The following is a 24,844-nucleotide window of genomic DNA, read 5'->3' on the forward strand; positions in this document are numbered from 1 at the left end:
TTACGGTAATAATAGAATTATGAGAATGACAAGGGCTGAGGCCAAGGAGCACAACCGGCGGGCCCTGCTGGACGCCGCGCGCCTGATCGTCGCCCGCGACGGCCACCGGGCCAAGCTGGAGGAGATCGCCGAGCAGGCCGAGCTGACCACCGGCGCCGTCTACTCGCTGTTCGGCAGCAAGAACGGACTGCTCGTCGCCCTGGTCACCGATTACCTCGCTCCGCACTACGACGGCATCGAGCAAGCCGTCCCCGCCGGCATGGGCCTCATCGAGGCGGTGGAGGTCTTCGCCCGCCACTACCGCCGCCTGTGCGACGACCCCGACGCGCTGCGCCATCTGTCGTTCGAGATCAGCCTGCAGGACCTGGCCCTGCGCGACCCCGAACTGGCGCCCAGGCTCGCCGCATCCGTCCGGGCACACGAAGAACGCCTAACCGCGCTGCTGTCCGGCAGGGTCCACCATGGGACCGCCGTCACGCCGCGGCAGGCGCAACGCCTGGCCACGGCGCTGCGTGCGCTCCTGGTCGGCCTCAGCCAAGGTGTCATCCTCGGCCTCGCCGACGCCGCCACCGGCGACTATTTCGCCGCCACCGCCCGCGCCCTGATCACCCCGGACGTGCTCGGACCGCCCTGACGTCCCTGCCCGAAGCAGAGGCAGCGGTCCGACGTAGCCGTACCGCCGATCACACCAGCGGCTTGCACTCTGTCCTCGCGCCGACGCCCGCTGCGCGGACGAGGAACCCCGGATGCGGTTGCCGGCCCCGGACCGCTGGATCGCCTGCCATCACCCGCATGCCTCCCGGAACGTCACTCCAGCCGGGCCGCGGCCTCCAGCGGCTCGGACGAACGGAGGAAGCGCAGGTCCTCCATGACCAGGGCGGCATTGGCAGCGCCGCCGCGGCGGAGGGCCGGGGCCAGCGCGTCCAGGTCGGACCAGCGGGACGGGCGCAGGTGGACGCGGTAGCCGTCTCCGGCGGGCTCCAGGGTGAGGGCTTCGCCGATGGCGAGCCTGCTCTCCGGGAGGTGGGCCGCGGTCGCTCCGGCGGCTCGTTCCAGGGCGGTGACCGAGGTGACCCCGGCGGCGATGGGCAGGGTCGTGTCCGGGCCGGTGACGTGTTCGCGCAGGTCACGCAGGCGGGCGGCGGCGGTCGTACGGGCGGGGTGGTCCTTGGGCAGGCGGTCGGCCAGGAGCCTCGCAGCGCGGGCGATGTGACCCAGCGGCGGTATGGACGGACGCTCGCCGAGCAGGGCGATCAGCGCCTCCAGGGCGTCCTCGGCGCCGGACGCGAGGGTGACCCACTGCTCGGTGGTGAGCGGGGTGAGCCTCGGGTGGCGTTCCGTCCAGTACGCGACCGCCCGGTCCAGGTCGGGGCCCGTACGCCAGAGGTCGGCGGGGTCGTCGGGCATGAGCAGCTCGACGACTTCGACGGCCTCGTCGGTGGTGGTGAGCGCCTCCAGGGAGAGCGCGGCGATGCGCAGTTCGATCTCGGTCAGGTCGAGTTCGCGGGCGCGGGCGGCGTCATCCTTGCGGAAGGCGGCGACGCGGCCCCGCGCCCAGCCGTCCGGCCAGGAGAGCGTGCGGGCCGAGGTGGACAGCAGGATCAGGCACTGGGCCGGTGACAGGCCGGTGGCCTCGGCGAACGCCCCTACGGTCGCCTCCCGGTCCACGGGCGGCGGGCCGTTCTCGGCGATCAGGTCGAGCGCCCGCCGGAGCCGGTCCGGGTCGCCCCAGCCGCGGCAGGTCAGCAGCTCGACGACGCGGTTGCGGGTGAACAGGAGCGGGTCGGGGCCGTCCGGCGTGTGGAGGAGCGCCGTGACCGCGTACCCGTGCCCCACCCGCTCGTGGTCGGCGACGGCGACGGCCGCGATGGGGCCGCGGCCCGAGAGGATCTGCCCGAGGTCGTACTCCGGGCGCAGCCGGGCGACGTGCCAGGAGCCGTCGGTACGGAGGAGTTCGGGGACGGCGGCCAGCTCCAGAAGGTCCGCGCGCCCGCCGCCGTCGCCCCACGCGGCCTCCAGGACGGCGGCGCCGAGGCGGCCCAGCGTGTTCTCGACCCCCCTGACGGCGGAGGAGTCGAATATCGCGATCTCCTTGTCGTACGGCACATCGACGGCGGCACGGGCGAAGTGGACGATCCTCTCGTACGCGGACTCAGGCCCCGGATCGTCCGGCTCGTGGGAGGTCTCGGACGGGACGGCGGATGCCGCGGAGGCGGGCGCCGGGCGCAGGTGCGGCGGCGGGGTCAGCGCCAGGCGTTCCAGCAGGGCGAACGCGCGCTCGCTGCATTCGACGGCCGTCCACACCAGGAACGTGACGCCCTTCCAGAGCGACTCATCGGTGATCTCCGGCAGGAGCGGGCGGAGCCGTCCCGCCAGCTCGTCGCGGGCGGCGCCCCTCTCCGGGTATCCGCTGTCGGGGTCCAGCAGCCGCATGAGGTCGGCGGCGAGCGCGGCGTCCGCGACGTCGATCAGGGCCTGCGCCTTCTTCTCGTCGACGGCGCGCAGCGCCCTGGATCCTTCGGGGTCGCGCGGCCGCATCGCCGACCACCGGCCGGGAGGCGCGACCAGGCGGGTCCCGGACGCGTAGCGGTGGTGCTCGACCGTGAGGACGTTCTCGGCGCCGTGGTGCTCGGGCACCCTGCCCCAGCCGCGGACGTAGCGGCCGATGGTCCGCCCGGCCGGGTCCCGCAGCTCGATGATCCGCCCCTGGCCGCGCCACACGGTGGCCTCGGCGCCACCGGGGAAGACGACCCGTTCGCCGTCGGCCGGTACGACGCGGCGGGCGGCGGGGTGCGCGCTGCCGTGCGGGCAGTGCGGGCCACCGTGGTCCAGTACGGTCACCCGGCCGTTCACGGCGATCAGGCAGCGGTCGTAGAGGTCGCGCGCCTCGGTCCGTTCGTGGGACCGGTGGGAGATGTCCTCGTACGTGCCGAAGCCGTGGGACGGGCCGACTCCATCCGGTGTGACGACGGAGGCGCGGAACTTGTGCTCCCAGAGCCGGCCGGACTCGATCAGGAGCAGGTCGGTGCCACTCTCTTCCAGGTAGTCGATGATGGTGTTGACGTGGCCGGGGACGAAGGCGGGCAACTCCAGTTCGTCGAGGACGCCGCCGCTCAGCGTGGCGGCGAGGGCGCGGACCGGGTCCGTCCCGGTCGCGATCGTCCGGACGCTGTCCAGGAGAGGGCCGGGGACTCCGGCGATGGTGAACCGTTCGGCGTCGCACAGGGCGGCGTGCGCGTCCGGAAGCCCTTGATTCGGGACCCGCTCGGCATGCTCGGCCAGGATGGCGGCGACGATCTGCGCCGTTCCCGGTGTCGCGGTCAGGGCCCGTACGGTCTCGGGGGCGGTCTGCTTCGGGACGGCAGGCTCGGTGACGTTGAGCAGGTTGGTCACGTTGCCCACGATCGCGTCGCGCAGCAGCGGGGCCCAGTCCGGGTCGGCGGCGACGGCGGCGAGGTCGGTGCCCACATCGGAGGCGAGCCGGTCGTACAGCTTGAACGTGTGCAGCAGCCGGGGCCGTGCGAGCGGGACGCCGCGGTCCAGGAGGAGATCGAGGAGCGGGAGGTCGGCGGCGGTCTCCTCCCAGCGGTTGACCTCGTCCTCGTCCGCTCCCAGTACCGCCTCATGGCCGTCGCAGGTGAGGCCCTCCGCGCGCAGCCGCGTACCGGCGTCGTGCAGGAGGTCGCCGAGACCGGCGACGGGGAGCGCGAGCCCCGCGTACAGCTTCAGGAAGCGGCCGAGCCAGTCCTTCGCCGCCATCCCTGTCAGCCCGGGGGACGTGGTGAACGGCGCGGTCAGGCCCGCGCCCGCGAGGTTGCCGAGGAGGAGCGACACTGCCGCGCTCTCCGCCTTGGGGGTGTCCTTGGCGGGCAGCGGCAGGATGCCGAGGAGGGCGCGGCCGATGCCCGCGTCCGCCCGTGCCATCGGGCCGAGCAACGGAAGGACGAACGTCCAGAGGGACTGCGGCGCCGACTCCATGCAGCCGCTCTCCAGCAGGGCCCGCACGGCGCGTTCGTCCTCGGGCCCGCCGAGCGCGTGCCCGGCGGCCTTCGCCAGCGCCGCCCAGCCGTCGGCCAGGGCCAGCGCGCCGTCCGCGCCGTCCGGGACCTCCTCGCACCACTCGGTGAGCAGGCTGCGGTGCCAGCGGTACGCGCCGGTGGCGGGATGGCGGGCGGCGAGCCGCTTGCCGTGCTTCTTGAGCGTGGCCGTTCCGGCGGCGTCCGGTCCCGCGGCGAGGTGCGCCACGACGAGCGCGGCCTCGTCGACCGGCAGCGCGTGCGCGCCCTCGGCGGCGCGGGCCTTCTCGAAGAAGGCGGCGGCGAAGCGGGCGCTGCCCGCGGCGGCCAGGATCCGCGCGCACTCCTCGTAGAACGGCGGCAGCAGCTCGGGCGCGTGCGTCTCCAGGTCGTCGCCGGTACGGGTGAGCGCGGTGCGCGCGAGGCCGGGCTTGCGGGCGGCCAGGCCGCGGGCGGCCCGCAGGTCGGTGTGCGCGGCCAGGATGCGGGCGCGGTGCGCCGGGTACCGGTGCAGGGCGGACGCGAGGAAGCCGAGCGGGCCCGCGTGCACGGTGCCGACGCCGGTCTCCGCCACCGGGTCCAGGTCGTACAGCGACTTCTCGGCCTTGTCGCCGTCGACGGCTGCGCGCCGGACGAGTTCGACGACCGGCTCGTCCAGGACGGAGTGCTCGTAGCGGACGGCGACGCACGTGTCCTCGTCGGAGCCGGCGGGCGTGCCCGGCAGCACCGCCCCGGCGCGCAGCAGCAGGTCGCGCGTCGGGGCGGTGATGCCGGAGGGCGCCACGGTGCCGGGCTCGCCTTGGTGGGCGTCGCAGTAGTGGGAGTACGCCTCCGCTGCTTCCATCACCGGCTCCGTCTCGTCCACGGTGCGGTCCGCGTACAGAGCCATGAGAATGCGGACGCCCTCGGACCAGGCGATGTCGCCGATCTCCCGGCCGCCCGCGGTGAAGCTCAGCCCCGCCATGTAGGCCGGGCTCATCGGCCCGCTCCAGTGCAGGTCGATCTCGATGCCGAGCGGCTCGGGCGTGTGCACGGTGAACCGCGCCTCGTCCCCCTTGATGCGCCCGCCCAGCTCGTGCACGCGGCGCTCGAACGCGGCGCCGCTCTCGTAGCGGGCGTCCACGTATCCGAAGGTGTCGACCACGCCGAACGTACGGTCCATGCTGACGGGACGCGTCCACACCTCGCGGCGTACCTGCTCAACGACCTGCGCGAGGTTCCGTCCCCGCCAGATGGGCAGCTCGTCGCCGAGCAGCAGCGGGTGCGGGATCGCGAAGGCGTCCGCGCCCGTCCACGCGCCCTCGCGCAGGAGCGCGCAGCGGCCGAGGTCGGGCGCGCCGTCGACGATCGGTGCGATGACCAGGTCGGTGAGCGTCTCGCGCCACACCGGGTCGTCCCATACGGCCGCGAACACCGCGGCCGGGACGGGCAGCGACCGCACCATCCAGGACTCGACCTCGTCGTGCACCGCCCGCGCGTGCTCGCCGAGCCGGTCGCAGAGGGCGGCGAGCCGTACCGCGCTCGGATCCTTCCTGACGTTGGCGGGCACCTTGGCCAGCACGTGGCCCGCGGCCGTCCGGCAGGCGAGCACCGGCCGCCGCGTCCCCTCGACGGTGAGCTCGTGGCCCGTCGCGATCCCGATCCATCCCATGGCGCCATTCTTGATCATCTCTACGACATTCTGCGGGAATCGGATGATTTACCCGCAGGGACGGGGCAGCCGGTAGGGCGTGGGAAATATCGACCTTACCGGCGGACAGCCATTAACGAGGTGAGGAGTCTCCGACCTGCGGGGCGATCAGAGATCACCTGAGGTCATCGCAGGCTCTCGTTTCGGCGTGCACTCCACACGGCCGGCCCGGCAGCCAGGACGAGACCACCGGCGAGCCACAGGATGCCCTGGAGCGGCAGGGCGTCGACGACTGCGCCGCCGGCCAGCGCGCCGAGACCGATCGAGAGGTTGAACACCGCCACCCACAGAGCGGAGGCTTCCTCGACCGCCTGTGGCGCGGCCTTGATCATCCACGTCTGGAGGCTCGTGGAGACCCCGCCGTACACCAGGCCCCAGACCACGAGCAGCGTCACCCCGCCCGCGCCGGTGAGTCCTGCCACGGGGTAGAGCAGCACGGTCACCCCCAAGGCGGCGGCGATGGACAGGACGGTGCGATGGAGCCTCTTGGCCACGGCGGCACCCGCGATGAAGTTTCCCACGATGCCCGCCACGCCGAATCCGAACAGCAGTGGCCCGACAAGTCGCTCGTCGATGCCGGACAGATCCCGCAGCACAGGGCTGATGAACGTGTAGGCCGAGAAGTGGCCGGTCACGATCAGGAAGGTCGCCAGGATGCCGACCCGGACGCCCTGGTTGCGGAACTGGCCGGCCAGTCGCCGCAGGCCGACGGGCTGAGCCGCCGTCAACGGTGGCAGCACGGCCAGCAAGGCGACCAGCACGGCAAGCGCGAGGGCGCTCAGCGCGCCGAACGCGATCCGCCAGTTCGCCAGCCCGCCGATCATCGTGCCGATGGGAACGCCGAAGACGTTCGCGGCCCCGACGCCGCCGAAGATGATCGCAGTGGCCCGCGGCACGTGTGCGGCTGGGACGAGCCGGATGGCCAGGGCTCCGGCGATGGCCCAGAACCCGCCGATGGCCACCCCGACCAGCACGCGGGCAGCGATCAGGAGCGGGTAGGCAGGAGCCAGGGCGGATGCCAGGTTGGCGAGCGTCATGAGTCCCATCAGGGCGACGAGCAAGAGCCTGCGGTCCATCCTGCCGACGAGCAGTGGGACCGCCGGCGCCGCGACGGCAGCGACGATGCTGGGGACCGTGACCATCAACCCCGCTGCGCCCTCCGACACCGACAGTGCCGATCCGACGGGGGAGAGCAGTCCAATCGGGAGCTGCTCCGCCGTGACCAGGAGAAATGTGCCGAAGGCCACGGCGGACACCGCGATCCAATGACTTTTCGGTGATGTGTCTCGCTCGCGCAGGGTTGGGTCGGTTGCCGTCACGTGGAATCCCTTCTCCAATTCGGGAGCGATCGCTCCCATATGGCGGCACACCCTAATACGGGAGCGATCGCTCCACAACTTTGGTAGGATGGGGCCATGGCACGGCCCAGGGAGTTCGATGAGCAGGACGTGATCGCCAAGGCGACCCACCTGTTCTGGTGCCGCGGCTACAACGCCACGTCCGTCCGTGACCTGGGCGCCGAGCTCAACCTCAAGCAGAGCAGCCTGTATCGGACCTTCAACGACAAGCGCACACTGTTCCTGCGGGCGCTGGACCACTATCGGGCCACCGAGTCCGCTCAAGCCGAAGAGCGACTGAACGTCCCCGGCTCCAGCCTCCAGACCCTGCGGGAGTGGCTGATCTGGATGGTCAACCACGAGGCCGGGCGTGGCTGCTTCGTGGTCAACACGGCCACCGAGCTCGGCGCCACCGACCCCGCCGTCCAGCAAAGGACCGAGGCTGCGTTCGAAGGCACCCGGACGACCCTCGCGTCGCTCCTACGCCGCGGCATCCGCGACGGCGACCTGCCTGCCACATTGGACGTCGAGGCTGCGGTGGAGTCGCTGTTCACGACGGTGCTCGGGCTGCGCGTGCGCGAACGGGCCGGACACGATGCCCAACGGCTGGCCACGGCTATCGACTTCACGCTCAAGATGCTCGCGGGACCTGCGGCCTGACTGGCTTCCGGATCTGGGCGGCCCGCTCCTCAAGCTTGACGGGTACGACAGGAGTGTGTTCCGGGTCGTCAGCCGTCATCGGGGCCCTTTCCGGGGGAGGGTAGAAGGACCTCAATGCGCGAAACGTCCTCTCAGCGTCGGCGGTGTCGGTCACGTACGTGCCCCGCCAGAACTGCTCTCGTTCGAGCGTGGTCATCGCGAGTGCCGGCGGGGCGTCTTTGGTGTCGAGCTGGGCCAGCAGTTCGCTGCACTGTTCCTCGTCAGCCGGCCACGGTCGGATGTTAGAGCTGCGCCCGCAGCAACGGGCGGCCGACGGCGTGCGACTTCTCCGAGATGGTCATGGCTGGGAGGTTAGTGTCGAAGCATGACTGTGACGATCGCCGAGGAACTCCTCCTGCTCACCTACAACGACGAGAAGGGCACGCAGCTCGTCTCCGGGACCCAGCTCGACCCGGCCCTCGCCGGCGCGCTCCTCGCCGAGCTGGCCGTCAACGGCCGGCTGGAGCTGTCGGACAAGAAGGTGACGGTCAAGGACCCGTCCCCGCTCGGCGACTCGGAGATGGACGCCACGCTGGCCCGCATCGCCGAGGAGGGCAAGGAACGCAAGCCCGCGTGGTGGGTCCAGCGGCTGCAGTCGGCCAAGCTGCGCAAGCGCCTGCTCACCAGGCTGGCGGAGTCCGGCGTGCTGACCGAGCAGCGCGGCAAGGTGCTGGGCATCTTCCCCACCACGCGCTGGCCCGAGGCCAACCCCGACGTGGAGGCCGCGGTCAGGGACCGGGTGACCAGCGCGCTGGCGGGCGCCGACCCCGACGCCCGCACGGCCGTCCTGATCGCCATCGCGCACGCGGCCAAGCTCGACCGCAAGGCCTTCCCCGAGGCGAGCAAGCAGCGCGTCAAGGAGATCGCGGAGGGCGCCTGGGCGGCCGACGCGGTCGCCCAGACCATCGCCGCCATCAACGCGGTCATGATCACGACGATCACCGCGGCGACCGTAGCCGCGACGACCACCGCCACGGGGTGAGCCGCTCTAGCTGCCGGTGTCGATGACGTCGCGCGCCGATGCGCGCGGTGCGGGCGGTGGTTCGCCCTCCGGCTGCGGCCACCGCCATGGTGCCGTCTGCGACACCAACACCTGCCGAACCGCCGCCTACCGGGCGCGACGCCGAACCACTGTGTGACGCCTTCGCGTACGGATCTCGAACGGCTCGAGAGTTGTCCGATCGGAGCCGGCTTGGGGGGGAGGGCCTGACGCTCCTCCACAAAGGCCAGTTTCTTCGACTGACCGCATCGCCCGTCACCGCCCCGATCCTCCCAGGCGCGAATTGGGTCCCGCGCTGCGCGTCAGCGCTGGTCCATCGGCCCAAACGTCACGAAGACCCGCGCCATTGGTCGCTTCCCAACCGATGTCATCGAGGTGGTAGTACGGTTGCCCCGCATCGTCGTTGCCGACGTAGCGACCGCTGACGTAGTACGCATCGTTGGATTCGCCTTTGCCCCATGCGTCCGGGTGGACCACGCCTCGAGGAGAGACGATATGCGCGGCTTGTTCGCGAGTGAGGCCGGAGTTGGCGCCCGCGGCGCAGCGCCTCAGCCTGCGAGGGAGTGAGCTGGACGTCCTGGACCTCGACCTGCACCCGCGGCGTGTCCGACGCAGGGGAGGCGGAGGCCGAGGCGGCGGTGCCGGACAGTGCCGTCAGCGTGCTGGCGGCCACGGCCAGGGCGGTGGGTGCCGGTGGTTGCTTTCGCTTCCCACCACAGCCGTGCGATTGTTGATCAGCTAGCCGGTGGCCGGTGTGCTGATCGATGACGCAGGTCCATTTCATCGAGAGCGGCGCGCATCCCGCCACAATGCCAAGATCAGGCACCCTCAACCTTCCCGTGCCGGAACGTGCACGGGCTGCTCGGTCGCGTCGAAGCGCTGGTGCAGGGCGCGGTGATCCTTTCTGCTCGGGCACGGCCAGGGTGCGGGCGGTCAGCGGCGGGATGCGGCGGGCTCCCGGCGGGAGGCCGCAATGTGGCCGGTGTCGCGGGGACGGGTGATGCGGGCCTGGCGGGCGGCCTTGATCGGTTCGGGCAGGATCCGGCTGACCAGGGCGGTGAGCTTGGTGGCCAGATCCCCGCCGACGACATGGTGCTTGCCCGCCATCAGCGCACGGAAGCCTTGGGCGGCGACCTGGACGCGGCTGTTCTTCTTGGCGCCGGGACCCAGGCTGGTGTTGCTCATCCCGGCGTTGGCGTGGAAATCGCTGTCGGTCGCGCCGGGCAGCAGCGCGGTGACGGTGACACCGGGGGCGCGCTCTTTGAGCTCCTGGCGCAGCGACTCGGCGAAGGAGTAGGTGAAAGCCCGGGTCGGCCCGTACACGGTCTCGTACGGGGTCGGGGTGAGCGCCGAGATGGAGGAGGCGATGAGGATCCGGCCGCTGCCGTGCTCGGCCATGTGCCGTACCACGGGTTTGGCCAGCGCCACCACCGAGGTGGTGTTCAGGGCGATGAGGGCGAGCTCGTCGTCCAGGTCGGTGTCGAGGAACGCACCGCCGAGGCTGCGTCCGGCGTTGAGGACCGCGGCCCTCAACGGCCGCCCGGTGTCCTGGACGGCCTGCCAGACCGTGCGCACCCCCTCGCGGTCGGCCAGATCGGCCTGGACCGGGAAGACGCGCGAGCCGTACTGCTCGAAGTCGGCGGCGATGCGGTGGATCTTGTCGCTGTGGCCGGTCGCGACCAGGTCGTAGCCGTCACGGGCGAACAGCAGGGCGAGCTGGTAGCCGATGCCGGAGGACGCGCCGGTGACCAGCGCCAGCGGACGCGCGGTGGTGTGGTGGGTGGTGCTCATGAGGTGCTCCCATCGGTGCGTGGACTGTGGTGGCCGGAGCCGGTGGCAGGCAGAGCGGTGTGCACGGCCTGCGAAGGGTCGGCGGGCGCGGGATCGGCGGCCCAGCTGGCCAGCAGCCCCCAGGCGTCCTGGGACGCCTGCTCCTGGGCCGGCAGGTAGAGGAACAGGGTCTGGTCGTCCTCGCCGGGCAGGGTGAAAGCCTGGTAGTCGATGGTCAGCGGACCGACGACCGGGTGCCGGAACCGCTTGTGGCCAAAGGTGCGATCCAGCACCTTGTGATCGGCCCACCAGCGGCGGAAATGCTCACTCTTCATCGACAGCTCCCCGACCAGTTCCGCGGTGCGGGTGTCGTCCGGATGGCGGCCGGCGTCCAGCCGCAAGATCGCCGTCATCTCCGAGGCGATCTGCTTCCAGTCCACGTACAACGCTCGGGCGGCCGGGTCCAGCAGGATCCAGCGGGTCAGGTTGCGTTCCCGGTAGGGCATGGCGTCGAAGTCGGCCATCAGCACCCGGCACAGGTGGTTGGTGGCCAGGATGTCGCCGCGCCGTCCGAGGATGAAGGCCGCCTGGTCGGTGAAGGAGTCCAGGAACCGGTGCAGGCCCGGCCGGACCCGCTGCACCACGGGCCTGCCGCGCCGGGCCCGGCCGGTGTGCGGGCGTATCAGGTCGGTCAGGTGAGCGCGCTCGGCATCGTCCAGCCGCAGCGCCGCGGCGATCGCCTCCAGCACGCCCGGCGACGGGCTGATCGGCCGGCCCTGCTCCAGCCGCGTGTAGTAGTCCGTGCTCACTCCCGCCAGCTGGGCGACCTCCTCACGCCGCAGGCCGGGCACCCGCCGGTAGGCCCCCCGCTCCGGCAGCCCGGCCGATTCCGGACTCACCCGGGCCCGGCAGCGGCGCAGAAACTCACTCAACTCCACATTCCGGTCCATATCTCCATGCTGCCCCGCCCGAAGGGCCTGACCAGCCCGTAACGTAGGACGCTTCGTCCCAGGAACCAGCTGACCAGGAACAACAGGGGACCTCACGCGTCCCTCGACCTCGCGAGCGGGTCATGGACTGGACATCGGGCCGACCGGAACACCGGTCGGACACGCCTGCCCCGGCCCCGCCAGGCCGGTGGTACGCACCCCTGTCGCGGGCGTCGTCCGCGCAGGGGGACCCGTCGTCAAGTTTTGGGAGATCACTCGGGAAGACCTGGCTCATCACCGGCTGCTCGTCCGGGTTCGGCCGCGCCCTGGCGCTCGCCGTCCTCGACCACGGCGATCAGGCCGTGGTCACCGCCCGCCGCCCCGAGCAGATTCGCGACATCGTCGAACGTGGCGGCGTCCGCGCCTTGGGCCTGGGCCTGGGCCTGGGCCTGGATGTACCGACCCCGGGCAGGTGCGGGCGCCTCCACTCAGGCCCAGCACGTCACTGAATGAACGTCTCGGCCTCGGATCGGGGAGCGGCCTTCTTCCCCCCGATCACGGTGCGCCGGTACTGAAGCGACCGGTCCCCGGCCGACGCCGTACCTCTGAGATCACGTCAGGCGGCCCCGGGCGCGTGGAGTGTGCGGCGAACGGCGTCGCGGAGCCAGCGGTGGGCTCCCTCGGCCGCATGGCGGGGATGCCAGGCCATGCCGATGGTCAGGGGTGGCAGCGGCAGGGGAATGTCGAGGAGACGCAGGCCGAGTGCGGTGGCGGGGTGGGTGAGAGGCGATTCGGGGTTGCCTGGGAGCGCGGCGGGGACGAGGCAGACGACATCGCTGCGTACCGCGAGGGTCATCGCCGCCAAGTGGCTGGGGAGGACGGCGGTGACGCGCCGGTGGAGGTTCAGCTCGGCCAAGGCGGTGTCGAGAGGGCCGGTGAACTGGCCTCGTCGGCTGACCACGACATGGTCGGCGGCGGCGAGCCGCGCTGGGTCCAGCTCCTCCTCGGCGAGCGGGTGGCCCGGGCGGACGGCCGCCACCATTCGAAGCGTGACCAGTTCTTCGACCTGGGTCTCCGGGTCCACGTGGTCGATGGATCCGACCTCCAGATCGATCCGGCCGTCGCGGAGGGCCGGACCGGCCTCCAACTCCTCTGCCCGGAGCCGGAACGAGACGCCCGGCGCCTCCTGCCGGGCCAGGCGCAGCAGCCCGGGGGCCAGCGCCGCACCGACCAGGTCGGCGGCCTGGAGGGTGAAGGTACGACGCAGGGTGGCGGGGTCGGTGCTGTCGGCGGGGCTGAGCAGCGATGCGAGGCGGCTTACCACTGCGGCGGCTTCGTCGCGCAGGGCCAGGGCGCGGGGGGTGGGGACCATGGCCTGTCCGGCCCGTACCAGGAGCGGGTCCTGGAGGGTACGGCGGAGGCGGGCGAGGGTGCGGCTCATGGCGGCGGGGGAGGTGCGCAGACGGGCTGCAGCGCGGGTGACGCTCTGCTCGGTCAGCAGGGCGTCCAACGCGACGGCGAGGTTGGCGTCAAGGGCCGAATGTGGGCTGTTCACCAGCGTAATTCCATTTCAGGCAATACCTCCTTGCTGAAGTTCCCATTGTGGCATCACTGTGGCGCTCCTCAGGATGGAGGCGTACCTACCCGACACGAACCCTTGAGGTTTTCATGATCGTCATCACTGCCCCCACCGGGAACATCGGCCGCCACCTGCTCGCCCGGCTCCTGGAGTCCGCCCCCGCCGCCGGCGAGGAGCTGCGCGTGATCGTGCGTGACCCCGCACGGCTGCCGGACGCGGCACGCGGACGCGTCGAGGTCGTCACCGGCTCGCACGGCGACGCCGAGGTGGTCGACAGGGCCTTCAAGGGCGCGGACGCCGTCTTCTGGCTCGTCCCCCCGGACGCCTCCCTGACCCCGCAGGCCGCCTTCACCGGCTTCACCCGCCCCGCCGCGAGGGCGCTCGCCACCCACGGGGTCGGCCACGTCGTCGGCGTTTCCGCCCTCGGCCGCGGCACCCCGCTCGCCGGCCGCGCCGGACTCGTCACCGCCTCTTTGGCGATGGACGACCTTCTGGCCGGCACCGGCGTCGCCTACCGGGCCCTGGCCAACCCGTCCTTCTTCGAGAACCTCCTGGAGGAGGCTGCCTCGATCCGCGACAGGGGCGTCTTCACCGACGTCGTCGACGCCGACCGCAAGGCGCCGCTCGTCGCCGTCGCCGACATCGCGGCCGTCGCCGCCGGCCTGTTGCTGGACCGGTCGTGGACCGGCACCGGCAGCGTTCCGGTCCTCGGACCGCAGGACCTGTCACCCAACGACCTTGCCCGCATCATGACCGAGCAGCTCGGCCGCCCCGTCCGCTATGAACGCCAGCCGCTCGACGAGCTGCGCGCCGACCTCGTCGGCTATGGCCTCGACGAGGAGTTCGTCCAGGGCATCGTCGACATGAAGCGGGCCAAGGACGAGGGCCTCGATGCCGGCGTCGCCCGCACCCCGGACACCGCCGGCCCCACCACCTTCGAGCACTGGTGCGCCCAGACCCTCAAGCCCGCCGTCCTGTCCTGAAGCCACCAGCCCTTCTGCCGTCGGACATGGCGCCCATGGCGTCAAGACCACCCACCACTTGGGAGACACCCATCATGCCCGTTGAGGAAACCGAACCGCCGGTCACCGCGTTCATGCTCGTCAAGACCACGCCCGAGTGGCTGGCACTGACCGTGCCGGAGCGGATCGACGCCTTCGCCACCCAGGTCGTCCCCACGATCGAGGCCAGGACCAGCGGCGTCCGGTCACGTTTCTACGACACGGAGTTCTACTCCGCACGCGTCACCGACGTCTGGGTCTGGGAAGCGGACGATCACCACGCCTACCAGCTCCTCATCGACGCACTGCGCGAAACCCCGTTCTGGGACCGCTACTTCGAGGTCGTCGACATCCTCGTCGGTACCGAGAACGGCTATGCCCGCAACTACCAGGTCGACCCCGCTGCCACCATCAGCACCTGACGCACTGCTCCGGATAGACCTTGTTCGCAGGGAACATCATCGAGGGCGATGTGCCCGGATATCGACAGGGCGTCCGTCGGGATCGCGAGCCGTCATCGTCCATTGCGTGGGCAACGTCTCGATCGGTCCGACCGACCGCCCAGCATCCAGAATCCGTTCGCGAAGCTCACACAGTTGTTCATATGTGCCCACACGCAGGCCCCAACCCGCCCGGTTCAGAGGATCAAGATCGAGTGCGGGGACAGTAACGGTTTCGACGATCATCAGATGGTCGGCCCCGCCGACATCGAGGACTGCGATCCGAGGGTCGGTAGAAGTTGCTGCGCGCTCGAACGCGAGCTTTGCTCCGAGCAAATCCGTGTAGTACGCCACGAGCCGGTCGAGTCTGGTCGTGGACAGTGTCAGATGGTTGATTCCAAGCAGATCGGCCATGATCAACCGAGCGTAGCTCAGGGACATCGCGATCGTGCCCTGGAGTTGAAGACACCCTCTCATAGGGGGATCCGGTTTTCGTAATTCAGGGAAAGGAGCCGTCCTACGGCTGCCTCGTGGCCACCATGGTCTTCTTGCGGCGCTGTTCCTGCTGCTTGCGCCAGCCGTACCGGGTCAGGCCCTGCGGTTTGACCACGGACAGGACCGTGATCAGGAGCAGCACGACCAGGCCGCCGATGGAATGCGGCAGGGTGCCGGTCATCGTTCCGGGATCGGGGCTTGAGGCGGCGTGCTCTGCCATGGCGGCGACGGTCCGCGTCTCCGCCGGCAGGACAGCGGTGGCCAGGACCGTGAGGAGGAGTTTCGCCAGCACCCAGTAGTGCCGGATCAAGCCCCATGAGGTGCCCAGGGCCTGAATGATGCCGGTGGCCAGGGCCGCCAGGGCCAGCGGGACGATGACGTACGTGATCGTTAGATCCATGGCGAGACGCGCGCCACGTACGATCTCGACGTTCTGGCTGGTCACCGCCGCGATGTCGAGCGCGGCATAGGCGGCGACCGCGCCGAACCAGCCGAGCGAGCTCGTGACATGGGCGATGAGCGCGGCCTTGCGGAGGCCAGGTGACAGGGTCATGCGCCACCTCGCTGAGCAGTGATGCCGGTTCCCGCCGACAGGTCCCCTCCGGGTGCGTCGTCGCCACCGGCACCGATGAATCGCACGGCGATGAGCAGCAGGATGAGGATGCCAAGGACGATCACGGACGTTTTCACCCAGCGGGGCATGGGCGGGGGCGTTCCACGGTCAGGAGACCAGCGCGGATCGGCTCTTCGCGACCCGACCCCCGTGGGGCACGCTGCTCGACTTCGCGCTCACGATCGCCGCTTTCAACGGGTCGCTGCTGCTGATCGCCCACGGCTTGAGGCTCCTGCCTTACCAGAGCCCGGCCGCCGCCGGATCCGGTGACATCGATGTGCTCGCCCTGGTGCTGGTGGGTTGTTCGGCGCTGCCGCTTGTGCTGTGGCGGCGATACCCACTCGGCGTGTTCGCGGTGACCGCCGTCGCGAGCGTGCTGCTCGCCGGTCTTGACTACCACTCCGCGCTGACGCTCGGTCCCGCCGTCGCGCTCTACCTGCTCACCGCCGGCCGCGAGCGGCACGCCCCCTGGACCTGGTACACGACGGTCGTCGTCGTCGGCTTCGGCATCGCCCATGTGATCGCGATCGCCCTCTCGGCCGGCGGCGCGTCGGGCGTCGTCGCGTTGTTCCTCACGCCCGGGGCCTGGCTGGTGGCCTGGTTCGCCGGCGAGCGGACCAGGCTGCGGGGTGAGCAGATCGCCGAGCTGCGGGCCCGCGCCACGCACGCCGAGCGAGAGGCCGAGCAAGATCGGCGGCTCGCCATCGCAGAAGAGCGTGCCCGCATCGCCCGCGACCTGCACGACTCTGCCGGCCATGCCATCAGCGTGATAGCCGTACGCGCCGGCGCGGCCCGCCTGCGGCATCGCCAAGACCCTGACCGCTCGCTCCAGGCACTGGAGGCCATCGAGGAATTGGCGCGGCAGACCGTCGGAGAGATCGACCAGATCGTCAGCACCCTGCGTACGGAAGGCATGGGCGACGAAGCGCCGCCCGGACTCGCGTCGGTGGACGGCTTGATCGCGCATCACGCGGCGGCGGGGATGCGGATCACGCTGGACACCTCGGGCCCGCCTCCGGCCCTCGGCGGCCCGGCCAATCAGGCCGTCTACCGGATCCTGCAGGAGGCACTCACGAACGCCGCCCGCCACGGCACCGGCAGCGCCCGCGTCGAACTGACCTTCGGCCAGACGGATGTCGGGCTCACCGTCACCAATCCCGTGGCCGCCGACGGCGAGCGTCGCCGCGGCGGCGGTCATGGACTGATCGGCATGCGTGAACGCGCGACGCTGCTCGGCGGCAGTCTCGACGTCGAGCGCGTCCACGACGCCTTCCGCGTACGCGCCCGCATCCCCCACGGAGGCCGCCGCCCATGACTCGGGTGCTGATCAGCGACGACGACGACCTGATGCGGGCCGGCCTCGCCGAGCTGCTGTCCAACGACCCCACGATCGACATCGTCGGGCATGCTGCGACGGGGCGGGAAGCGGTCGAGCGGGCGTCCCGGCTGAGGCCTGATGTCGTGCTCATTGACGTCCGCATGCCCGACCTGGATGGCATCATGGCCACCCGCGAGGTGTCACGAACCGCCCTCGGAGTGCGGGTTCTCATCCTCACCACGTTCGAGCAAGACGATTACATCTTCGGCGCCCTACGCGCCGGCGCCTCCGGATTCCTGCTCAAACGCACCCGCCCCGAAGAGCTCATCGCCGCCCGCCGCGGCCGGACCAATCAGATGCTCAAACGGGTTCGCGACACCCTGAGCCAGATGCGACGCGACCGCATGGAGATCGAACTTGCCGTGGTCGCCCGTCGAGCCGATGTCTCCCGCACCTTCCTCTACACCAACAATCAGGCCCAGCAGCTCCTCGCCGAAGCGAAAACGGACGCCACGGCCACATCGTCACCGAGCCCGACTCGACCGGCCGATGCCACTGGATCCTGGAAAGACCGGGCGCTCAACGCGGAGGACGCCCCCAGAGCCGCCTACGCCGAGATCGGCAACCAGCGCGACCAGATCAGCCGGCTGCTGGGCCAGATCCGCGACCTGGAAATCGACCTGCCCGCCGACGCCGTCGAACGCATCACCACTGAAAACCGAACCCTCCGTCAGGACAATCGGAAGCTCACCACAGATAACCAGCGGCTCACCGACCGGCTGAAGGCCGCCCGCGAGAACAACCGCTTTCTCGACACCCGTATCGCCCGTCTCGAAGCCGAACTCGTCGAACACCTGAACCTCGGCCAAAACCCGCAGCAAGATCATGCCGCAGACCTCCGCACCGAACCAGGAGAACCATGAGGGCCCTCACGATCAGCTTGGACGGTCAGAACTATCAGGCAGGTTCGAGGTGATCGGCGAGGCGGCGGAGGGTGACCGCGAACCCGCCGCGGAGGCGCGGGAGAACACGCCGACGCGAGCGCGGCGGGATCATGCGTAACCGTGCGGCCTCGGCTCGCCGCTCAGCTAGGTCCGCGCGGACGAGCTCCTTATACATGTCATACATGGAAGGCTCCTCAGGGTTATTCGGGGAATGCGTGGTAGAAAACGAAGATCGGCCGTGTATCCGGCGGAGCCTCGTTCGATTCGACACGCGATTTGGTCAGCTCGCGCCACGGCTGCAACACGGCATTGAGCTGGTCGGCGAGCTGCGCAAGCTCATTCGTGGTGGGCCGTAGGTGGCGGCTGCTTCTGAAGGCCACGTTCTGCCAGTCCTCGGGAAGCGTCATGCGAGTGCGTTGGAAGTCGCGCAGCCGCTCGAACTGGTCGATCACCCACTGCGAAGTCCACGCCTGCACCGTGGCTCTGGCTTCCGGGGCTTCCTTCTCCCTCAGGTTGTACTGCGTAGCAGCCCGCGGTGTCCTGCTCGACGAGCTGATTGCCTGCCTAGCCGGGATCACCGTGTGCAACGGGGGACCGCCGAGGGCCGGATTGGCCCACTCGGGGCTCAGCTCAGCCAGCGAAGCCATCACGGGATCCTCACAATCAGGGCCAGCTCATCACCCTGGAATTTCGGCCACCACCAAGAACAGCAAGGCCGAGGCCAGGAATGGTTGAGAGCTGAGGTCGTCGATCCATGCTTCGGCGTCCGGCTTGAGATAACCGGCATCGACAGCCCGGGCGACGTTGCGGCGCAGCCCGAAGATGTGATCGGCGGTCGTGAAGTCGCGGAACACTGGCGCGGCTGTTACCACGGACCGCACCACGAGTCCTGCCTCCCCGCACACCCGGGCCAGGCTGCGGCCGATGGTCGGGTTACGGATGATTTCTGCGACCAGGAACCGGCCCAGCGCGCGGCTCATGGCCGGCTGAGGGGAATCGATCAGCAGTCCCTCCCAGTCGGGTTCGGCCATGACGATCCGCCCTCCAGGGCGGGCCACCCGGCGAAACTCCGTCAGCACCTGCGTCGGATCCGCCACATGCTGGAGCACACGGTCAGTGCGGGCTCGATCGACGCTCCCTTCGTCCAACGGCAGCGCATGGACGTCTCCAGAACGGATCTCGACCAAGGGTTGTTCTGCCAGGCGGGCGCGAGCCTCGGCGATCATCACGGGATCTCGGTCCACCCCGATGACCTGGCCGGCCGGTGCGACAGCGGTCGCCATCGCCGCCAAGTCGGTCCCCGGTCCGCAACCGATATCGAGCACGGTCTGCCCGGGGTGGAGATCCAGCAGTTCCAGCACCTGCTGCTTGTAGTCCCGGCCCGCTGTGCTTGCGGCGACGTGGTCGAGATAGGCGATCGGATCCGGACGAGACCGAGAGTCGTTGTTGATCATGCGCACAGCTAACCAGACGCAGATGTAGCTCTCGAGGAAGAGATGTCGAGATCTCGTGCACCTTGCACTCGTCCCTCCCGGTCCAAAGGGCTTAGCCTGCCAGTAGGAGTGGAACGGCGAACCGGGTTTAGTGTCACATCTGTTGACACTGTAGATCTGACCAGGCCAGTCTTGCCCGATGGCGGATTCCGAGGGTGTGGCGTTCCTGCGTGCTGTTGTTGATCGTTTTTGCCGGGAGATCGTTTGATCTCGCGCCCGCGCTGCGGCTGCGGCGGCTGGCGGAGTTGCGCGTGATGCTGGAGGAGGTGACCGGCGCGGCGCTGATGGTGGCGATGGCGGACGCGCGGGGTGTGAGGGATGGGGTCTGCGCAAGATCGGCCTGAGCGCCGAACAGGGAGTCTCCCGGGTGGCAGAGGCCGTCCACGATGAATCCGAGATTCGGGCAGCCGGGCAGTCCGTCGATGACCTCGGCGTGCACGCCGCCCACGGCCTTCACGGTGAAGCCGGCGGCGGTGAAGGTCTCGCCCGCGGCGAGCGCGACCGCTCCCTCGCCGAGCTCGGCGGCCAGCGCCGCATGGGTGTGGACGGTCAGCGCGGGGTTGCTTGCCCGGGCGGCCTTGAGTGCCTCGACGTCGACGTGGTCGGGGTGCTCGTGGGAGACGAGCACGGCCGTGGCTCCGTGCAGCGCCGCCTTCGCGTCGGAGAAGGTGCCCGGATCGATCACCAGCACCCCATCGCCGTGCTGGACGCGCACACAGGCGTGCCCGAAATGCGTCAGTCTCACTGGATCACCCTATCGGCCAGCCTCGGCGTCGACGCCAACACGATCACCCCCCGGCGGCCCCGGATCGTCTGGTGCCTGCCCCGCAGCGGAGAGATTCGGCAGGTCGACGATGTGCACGCTGCCGGGGCCGTGTCGCCGTCGAAGGTCGGGCCGCGGGCGATCAGTTCCGCCGCGTACCGGCCCATGGAGGACCAGTGTTCTTCCAGCAACGTGTCGCGTAGCGCCGCAGAGCCGGGCCGATCGCGGTGGTGACAGAGGAATTGCATGTCGAGACTCCTTGCCATGGGTCGTGGCAAAGGCCCCCATCATCCGAGTCAACGGATGGGGGCCGGTGCGCCGGCGTCGGTGCTGTCGGGGCTGCTGGTCAGCAGGGCCGCTCCGGCGTAGTCGATGCGCGGCCGGCCGCGGGCGCCGGGCGGCAGGTGGATGCGGCCGGCGATGAGCAGCAGGGCCAGAGCACCGATCGGCAGGTTGACGTAGAAGGTCCAGCGCCAGCTGAGGTGGTCGGTGAGCAGCCCGCCCAGCAGGGGCCCGCCGACGTAGGCGATGGGCATGATGGCGCCGATCATCGACTGCAGCCGGCCGCTGTCGCCGGGCGGAACCAGGACTCCGATGATGGCCCGGCGCGGAAGGCGATGAGCTGGGGCATGGTCTGGGGCTCGGCGCGGGCGGGCTCATGGTCGGCGCGGCACCCAGCTTAGGGGTCAGCGGTGGTCCCGATGTTCCTGACGCTCGAAAGGCTCGCGAGCATGCGGTAGAGCGCGGCGCGTACTTGAGGAGTCGTCGGCAGTTGGGAGAGCAGCCTGGTGGCCTAGGTGTTCAGAAACTCCTCATCGGCCGGGTGACCACCTCGCCGGGCCCACTTTGGGAGGACTTTCTTGAGCCGCACCGGATCCGCCAGCAAGGCCATGTGTCACGGTCACCTGTCGCGACGGCGGCGAGATGCGGGCCGATCTGCTGGTTGGGGCGGTGACTGGCGCACCGTCAGGGTCGGCGGAACCCTCGACGACAGGGTCGGTTCCCAGGAAATGGTGATGGAGCCGTGCCCGGTGCGAGGCGGGCACGGCTCGCGCTATGGGGTCACGACCTCACCCAGCCGGGGAGTCCGGGAACCGGGCCGGGGAGTGGCTGGTAGGTGGGAATCTTGCCTGTGGATGAGGTGGGTGGGATGGCAGGGCATCTGGCGCCCTGGGCGGGCAGCTCCAGGGAGACCAGGTAGCGGTCGATGCCGCCCGCAGCGCACGGGCCATGGTCGTAGATGCGGTGGCCCCAGCCTTCGTAGGTGAACAGTCTTCCCGCGCGGCCGAGTTGCTGGGCCGTGCTCACTGCCCAGTTGTAGCCGGTGGCGGGGTCGTGCAGGGCGTTGGCTACCAGGACCGTGGGGCTGTACACGCGCAGGCGGTGCTGAGGGTTGGGGATCGGGGCTTGCTGGCCGAGGCACGCGGCCATCGTGGCGAGGGCCTCGGGGCCGGCCTTCATGTCGGGAGCGATGCGGCGGGAACTCGCCAGGAGGGCCGCGTATTCGTCGTAGTTGCGAACCGGCAGCAGGTAGTCCAGGCAGAAGACCTGGGTCGCGTCGTTGACCACCTCCTGGTCGGGCAGGGGCTTGAGCAGCGAATTGGCCTCGCCCTCGCCGCTGTCGACCGCCACCAGGAATTCGGCCAGGTCGGCCCAGTCGGGGCCGAAGAACGCGCCCGTGGCCTCATAGATGAGCAGCAGCTTGGTGAGAGGGGTGTCCGGCTGGCCCGGGTAGTGCAGTTCGCCGCGATCGGCGCGCGCCAGCAGGTCGGCCCAGAAGGTGCGGATGTTCTTGCCGTGCAGGGCGCACGAGGAGGTCTTGTCGCACCATTTCACGAACTCGTCGAAGGAATCCTGGGTCGTCCATGCCTGGGTGTCCAGGAAGTCTCTGGTGCCCAGACTGTGGTCCATGTTGCTGTCGAGCGCCAGGGCACGGACCCGGTTGGGGAAACGCTCGGCGTAGATCTGGCCGATCAGTGTGCCGTAGGAGATGGCGTAGAAGGAGAGCTTGTCGTCGCCGAGACCAGCCCGCATGGTGTCCAGGTCACGCGCGACGCTACCGGTGTCCACATGGTCGAACAGCGGGCCGGTGCGGGCTCGGCAGTCCTGCTTGTAGCGTGCGTTGAAAGCCAGCAGCCGCTCGAAGTCGGCCTGGCTCTTCAGGAACGGATCGGGCGCCTGCGCGGCGAGTTCCTGCGAACACTGGATGGGATGGCTGCCCGCCACCCCGCGCGGGTCGAAGCCGACGATGTCGAACCGGCTGGTGATCTCCGAGGAGAAGGGGAGCCGGTCACGCAGGACTATTTGCTTGCCCGAGCCGCCGGGCCCGCCGGGATTGACGACCAGCGAGCCGATCCTCGCCGAGGGGTTGGTGGCCTTGCGCCGCGCCAGCGCCAGCTGGATCTCTCCGCCACCGGGGTCGTCCCAATCGAGGGGTACGGTCATTGTCCCGCAGTCGACCGCTGGATCTTCCGTACACGGCTGCCACGAGATCGAAGCCGTGTCGGCCGCGGCCGGCGCCACGGGCGCGACCGAGACGGTGAGCGCAAGTAACGAAACCAGGAGTGCGATGTGTCTTCGCACAGGCTATCCAATCATCGGAGTTTTTGATCTTGATCTAGCTTGATGTCCAGCATGGCGCCTGGGGCCGGAGCGGGATCCGCGCCGCTCCACCGGAGGGGTGTGCACGAGTGTGCCTGGCCTGCGATAAGGCGGGCGCCCAAGATCGCTTGCCAACACGGCGCTGATCGCTTCCCGAACGGCTCATGCGGCGAATGCGCACACAGCCCCTAGCGATCTTCTGTCACGCTGCGCCCCCCGGGGGGCGGGAAGACCTCACGTGTGCGGCAAGGAGGGAACCCGCGTCGCCTGGCCGCGACCACGGCCGGGTGACGCATCCTTGTTCCCGCGCGATAACGTGCCTCGTCCTGTCGCGAGGTCGTCTCCTGCGCGCCAGCGGGCGTCGTCGGCCGGCCTGCCCGCAGGCAGAGCCGACGGCGCCTCTGAGTAAGCCCGCGGCGGTTGCCGCGCTCAGCCGGGGTCAGCGTCCGCCGGACGTCGAGGGCGTGGGACCGCCGCGCAGCTCATAGTGGGCGTCAACGACGGTGCAGGGCTTGACTTTGCCCGTGATCAGCAGGCGGCGGAACACCAGCCTGTCGCGTGGTCCCTCGGGGGCGGGGCCGGATTCGGAGATCTCCATGAGAAGGGTCTGGCCCTTGCCGATGTACTGAGGATGGATGGCGACATTGTTCTCATCGGTCACCTCGGCCGCCTTCTCGTGGACGGAATTCATCCACTCCTGCGGCGTCGTGGGCCACATGCCCCCAACAAGCTGGCCCCGGTCCTTCTGGCAGCCTTTTCCAGGCTTGAGATAGGTGATGTCGGCAGGGACACCCATCCTGGCGAGGTCCCACTCCAGCTTGTCGGCGTCTTTGAACTCCTTGATCCGCACGCTGATCGTGCCGTCGGGGGTTTTTGTCACCGCGTACGCCGGGCTCTCCGTGCCCGTCAGCAGCGGTACCGCGATGGCCGTTGCGGCGGCGAGGCCCGCCACCGCCGCTCCCACGGACATGCGGCGAACAGTGCGGCGGCGGTGTTCGGTCCGCGCGGCGAATTCGACTTTGAGATCCATCAGCAACTGCTCCTCGAAACTCATCTGTCGGTTCCTTCCATGACAAAGGGCACTTCCTTGAGCGTCCGGCGAGCGCGGTGCAGCCTGACCATGGCGGTCCCCGACCGAATGCCGAGGGTGCTCGCGGCTTCGGTGACCGTCAGCTGGTCGAGGACGATCAGCTCCAGTACGGCGCGTTCCCCCTCGGGCAGCTCGGCCATGGCCTGGAAGGCCCGCCGGGCAGGCCGCTCCGCGTCGATTCGCTCCTCCAGCCGGGCGATGTCATCGGTGTCCAGTGGCCGCCGTCTGCTCACGCGGTCGGTCAGCTGGGAGTCCTGCAACGTCCTGCGCCGTTCGGCCGAGAGGGTGTTGCGTGCGACTCCGTACAGCCATGCGACCTCGCTGCCCCGTCTCGGCCGGTAGGTGTGGGCGGACTCCATCACCGCTAAGAACACGTCCGCCACCAGGTCTGCGACCATTTGGGGGTCGTCGACCCGGCGGGCGAGGAATCGTGTGATTCCTTCGACGTGCCGCCGGTAGAAGGCCTCGAACGCCACGGAGTCTGTGGCGAACTCTGCCTGTTTACGACGCACCGGCCATGCTCCCTTCGTCGATCTACACCTATACTTGGTAAGAAGTGACCAAAGGCTTACAAGCGCACGTCGTGGACGGCGTTGGCTGCCCGAGCGGTGGTGCCGCTGGGAGCAGCGCTGTCTGAGCTGACGGAAGAGCAGCGCCACATGGCTCGCGGCCCTGGACGCGGTGGCGTTCGTCTCCGATGGAGCCCTGTCCCTTCCGCGCCAACGTCGACCACGCCTACCGCCACGGCGTCCATCACGGCGTCCGCTACATCGCCGAGCCCGGGCGGTTCGATCCGGTCCGCGGAGGTGCACGGCGCCTGCCGGCAGCGCCAGATCGCGCTCGCCCGACGATGCATGGCCGGAAAAGGATCTTTAACCGCCGTACAGACCGCCCTCGCTGACCTCCTTCCCAACAGCCAGGCCCGGCCAACCACCCATAATGACCACGCATCGTGACCGCGATCACTCACAGCTACTAATCACTCTTAACGAGTCCAGCCGCTCCGGCAGACTCGGGCCTGGACAGCCGCCGGTGGGTGAGCACTCATAGCTACTGGACCTTGAGT

General features: G+C 69.8%; 24 protein-coding genes. 7 read left to right on the forward strand and 17 right to left on the reverse strand.

The window, feature by feature from the left end; all coding sequences use genetic code 11:
- The first annotated feature begins 25 nt into the window (after nucleotides 1-25).
- A complete protein-coding gene (locus AB0J64_RS34120; protein ID WP_364036259.1) occupies nucleotides 26-634 on the forward strand; it encodes a TetR/AcrR family transcriptional regulator in 609 nt (202 codons plus the stop codon).
- Nucleotides 635-807: 173 nt separating this feature from the next.
- On the opposite strand, the gene AB0J64_RS34125 is transcribed toward AB0J64_RS34120, so the two are convergent.
- Together AB0J64_RS34125 and AB0J64_RS34130 are read right to left on the reverse strand one after the other, a co-directional pair.
- Nucleotides 808-5,685: a DUF4132 domain-containing protein gene (locus AB0J64_RS34125; RefSeq protein ID WP_364036262.1), complete on the reverse strand. Its 4,878-nt coding sequence runs from the start codon at nucleotides 5,683-5,685 to the stop codon at nucleotides 808-810.
- 146 nt (nucleotides 5,686-5,831) lie between these two features.
- Entirely contained in the window at nucleotides 5,832-6,953 is a 1,122-nt protein-coding gene (locus tag AB0J64_RS34130) for an MFS transporter (protein WP_364036264.1), read from the reverse strand.
- A gap of 168 nt (nucleotides 6,954-7,121) precedes the next feature.
- Between AB0J64_RS34130 and AB0J64_RS34135 the strand changes: the two genes are divergently transcribed.
- Entirely contained in the window at nucleotides 7,122-7,703 is a 582-nt protein-coding gene (locus AB0J64_RS34135) for a TetR/AcrR family transcriptional regulator (protein WP_364036267.1), read from the forward strand.
- A gap of 364 nt (nucleotides 7,704-8,067) precedes the next feature.
- Nucleotides 8,068-8,724 carry a GPP34 family phosphoprotein gene (locus tag AB0J64_RS34140; protein ID WP_364036270.1) on the forward strand — a complete coding sequence of 219 codons (657 nt, stop codon included), beginning with the start codon at nucleotides 8,068-8,070 and terminating at the stop codon, nucleotides 8,722-8,724.
- Between the two features lie 951 nt (nucleotides 8,725-9,675).
- Here AB0J64_RS34140 and AB0J64_RS34145 read toward each other — a convergent pair.
- The 4 genes from AB0J64_RS34145 to AB0J64_RS34160 form a co-directional block, all read right to left on the reverse strand.
- A complete protein-coding gene (locus tag AB0J64_RS34145) occupies nucleotides 9,676-10,533 on the reverse strand; it encodes an SDR family NAD(P)-dependent oxidoreductase (RefSeq protein ID WP_364036273.1) in 858 nt (285 codons plus the stop codon).
- Nucleotides 10,530-11,462: a helix-turn-helix transcriptional regulator gene (locus AB0J64_RS34150; protein WP_364036276.1), complete on the reverse strand. Its 933-nt coding sequence runs from the start codon at nucleotides 11,460-11,462 to the stop codon at nucleotides 10,530-10,532. The genes AB0J64_RS34145 and AB0J64_RS34150 overlap by 4 nt, the downstream gene beginning before the upstream one ends.
- Nucleotides 11,463-11,713: 251 nt before the next feature.
- Nucleotides 11,714-11,929, reverse strand: a complete 216-nt coding sequence (locus AB0J64_RS34155) for a hypothetical protein (protein ID WP_364036279.1) — start codon at nucleotides 11,927-11,929, stop codon at nucleotides 11,714-11,716.
- Nucleotides 11,930-12,057: 128 nt separating this feature from the next.
- A complete protein-coding gene (locus tag AB0J64_RS34160) occupies nucleotides 12,058-12,996 on the reverse strand; it encodes a LysR family transcriptional regulator (protein WP_364036282.1) in 939 nt (312 codons plus the stop codon).
- A 113-nt stretch (nucleotides 12,997-13,109) separates the two neighbouring features.
- Between AB0J64_RS34160 and AB0J64_RS34165 the strand changes: the two genes are divergently transcribed.
- Together AB0J64_RS34165 and AB0J64_RS34170 are read left to right on the forward strand one after the other, a co-directional pair.
- Nucleotides 13,110-14,003: an NAD(P)H-binding protein gene (locus AB0J64_RS34165; protein ID WP_364036285.1), complete on the forward strand. Its 894-nt coding sequence runs from the start codon at nucleotides 13,110-13,112 to the stop codon at nucleotides 14,001-14,003.
- A gap of 74 nt (nucleotides 14,004-14,077) precedes the next feature.
- Nucleotides 14,078-14,443, forward strand: coding sequence for a darcynin family protein (locus tag AB0J64_RS34170; protein WP_364036288.1), 366 nt, complete (start codon nucleotides 14,078-14,080; stop codon nucleotides 14,441-14,443).
- Between the two features lie 36 nt (nucleotides 14,444-14,479).
- Here AB0J64_RS34170 and AB0J64_RS34175 read toward each other — a convergent pair whose 3' ends face one another.
- The 3 genes from AB0J64_RS34175 to AB0J64_RS34185 all read right to left on the reverse strand — a co-directional run bounded on the left by AB0J64_RS34175 (nucleotide 14,480) and on the right by AB0J64_RS34185 (nucleotide 15,658).
- Nucleotides 14,480-14,875, reverse strand: a complete 396-nt coding sequence (locus AB0J64_RS34175) for a VOC family protein (RefSeq protein WP_364036291.1) — start codon at nucleotides 14,873-14,875, stop codon at nucleotides 14,480-14,482.
- Between the two features lie 103 nt (nucleotides 14,876-14,978).
- Nucleotides 14,979-15,509: a hypothetical protein gene (locus tag AB0J64_RS34180; RefSeq protein ID WP_364036294.1), complete on the reverse strand. Its 531-nt coding sequence runs from the start codon at nucleotides 15,507-15,509 to the stop codon at nucleotides 14,979-14,981.
- Nucleotides 15,506-15,658 (reverse strand): hypothetical protein, encoded by a 153-nt coding sequence (locus AB0J64_RS34185; RefSeq protein WP_364036297.1) that lies wholly within the window; start codon nucleotides 15,656-15,658, stop codon nucleotides 15,506-15,508. Before AB0J64_RS34185 ends, AB0J64_RS34180 begins: the two co-directional genes overlap by 4 nt.
- A 134-nt stretch (nucleotides 15,659-15,792) precedes the next feature.
- Here AB0J64_RS34185 and AB0J64_RS34190 point away from each other — a divergent pair, with 134 nt between their 5' ends.
- Together AB0J64_RS34190 and AB0J64_RS34195 are read left to right on the forward strand one after the other, a co-directional pair.
- Nucleotides 15,793-16,884 (forward strand): histidine kinase, encoded by a 1,092-nt coding sequence (locus AB0J64_RS34190; protein ID WP_364036300.1) that lies wholly within the window; start codon nucleotides 15,793-15,795, stop codon nucleotides 16,882-16,884.
- The gene (locus AB0J64_RS34195; RefSeq protein WP_364036303.1) at nucleotides 16,881-17,810 is read left to right on the forward strand and encodes a DUF6262 family protein; all 930 of its coding nucleotides are present in this window, start codon (nucleotides 16,881-16,883) and stop codon (nucleotides 17,808-17,810) included. Before AB0J64_RS34190 ends, AB0J64_RS34195 begins: the two co-directional genes overlap by 4 nt.
- 34 nt (nucleotides 17,811-17,844) lie before the next feature.
- Here the strand turns inward: AB0J64_RS34195 and AB0J64_RS34200 are convergent, their stop codons facing one another.
- From AB0J64_RS34200 to AB0J64_RS34235, 8 genes are all read right to left on the reverse strand, one after another.
- The gene (locus tag AB0J64_RS34200) at nucleotides 17,845-18,015 is read right to left on the reverse strand and encodes a hypothetical protein (protein WP_364036306.1); all 171 of its coding nucleotides are present in this window, start codon (nucleotides 18,013-18,015) and stop codon (nucleotides 17,845-17,847) included.
- A 16-nt stretch (nucleotides 18,016-18,031) separates the two neighbouring features.
- Nucleotides 18,032-18,478: a hypothetical protein gene (locus AB0J64_RS34205; protein WP_364036308.1), complete on the reverse strand. Its 447-nt coding sequence runs from the start codon at nucleotides 18,476-18,478 to the stop codon at nucleotides 18,032-18,034.
- Nucleotides 18,479-18,508: 30 nt separating this feature from the next.
- Complete coding sequence (locus AB0J64_RS34210; RefSeq protein ID WP_364036311.1) at nucleotides 18,509-19,285, reverse strand: methyltransferase domain-containing protein; 777 nt, start codon at nucleotides 19,283-19,285, stop codon at nucleotides 18,509-18,511.
- 133 nt (nucleotides 19,286-19,418) lie between these two features.
- Entirely contained in the window at nucleotides 19,419-20,069 is a 651-nt protein-coding gene (locus tag AB0J64_RS34215; protein ID WP_364036314.1) for an MBL fold metallo-hydrolase, read from the reverse strand.
- A 314-nt stretch (nucleotides 20,070-20,383) separates the two neighbouring features.
- Nucleotides 20,384-20,686 (reverse strand): MFS transporter, encoded by a 303-nt coding sequence (locus AB0J64_RS34220; RefSeq protein WP_364036335.1) that lies wholly within the window; start codon nucleotides 20,684-20,686, stop codon nucleotides 20,384-20,386.
- 463 nt (nucleotides 20,687-21,149) lie between these two features.
- On the reverse strand, nucleotides 21,150-22,532 hold the full coding sequence (locus tag AB0J64_RS34225) for an alpha/beta fold hydrolase (protein WP_364036317.1): 1,383 nt from the start codon (nucleotides 22,530-22,532) through the stop codon (nucleotides 21,150-21,152).
- 595 nt (nucleotides 22,533-23,127) lie between these two features.
- Nucleotides 23,128-23,742 carry a hypothetical protein gene (locus tag AB0J64_RS34230; protein ID WP_364036320.1) on the reverse strand — a complete coding sequence of 205 codons (615 nt, stop codon included), beginning with the start codon at nucleotides 23,740-23,742 and terminating at the stop codon, nucleotides 23,128-23,130.
- Nucleotides 23,739-24,290, reverse strand: a complete 552-nt coding sequence (locus AB0J64_RS34235) for an RNA polymerase sigma factor (RefSeq protein WP_364036323.1) — start codon at nucleotides 24,288-24,290, stop codon at nucleotides 23,739-23,741. The genes AB0J64_RS34230 and AB0J64_RS34235 overlap by 4 nt, the downstream gene beginning before the upstream one ends.
- Nucleotides 24,291-24,844 lie beyond the last annotated feature (554 nt).

The organism is Nonomuraea sp. NPDC049695 (assembly GCF_040674955.1).
Classification (GTDB): domain Bacteria; phylum Actinomycetota; class Actinomycetes; order Streptosporangiales; family Streptosporangiaceae; genus Nonomuraea; species Nonomuraea helvata.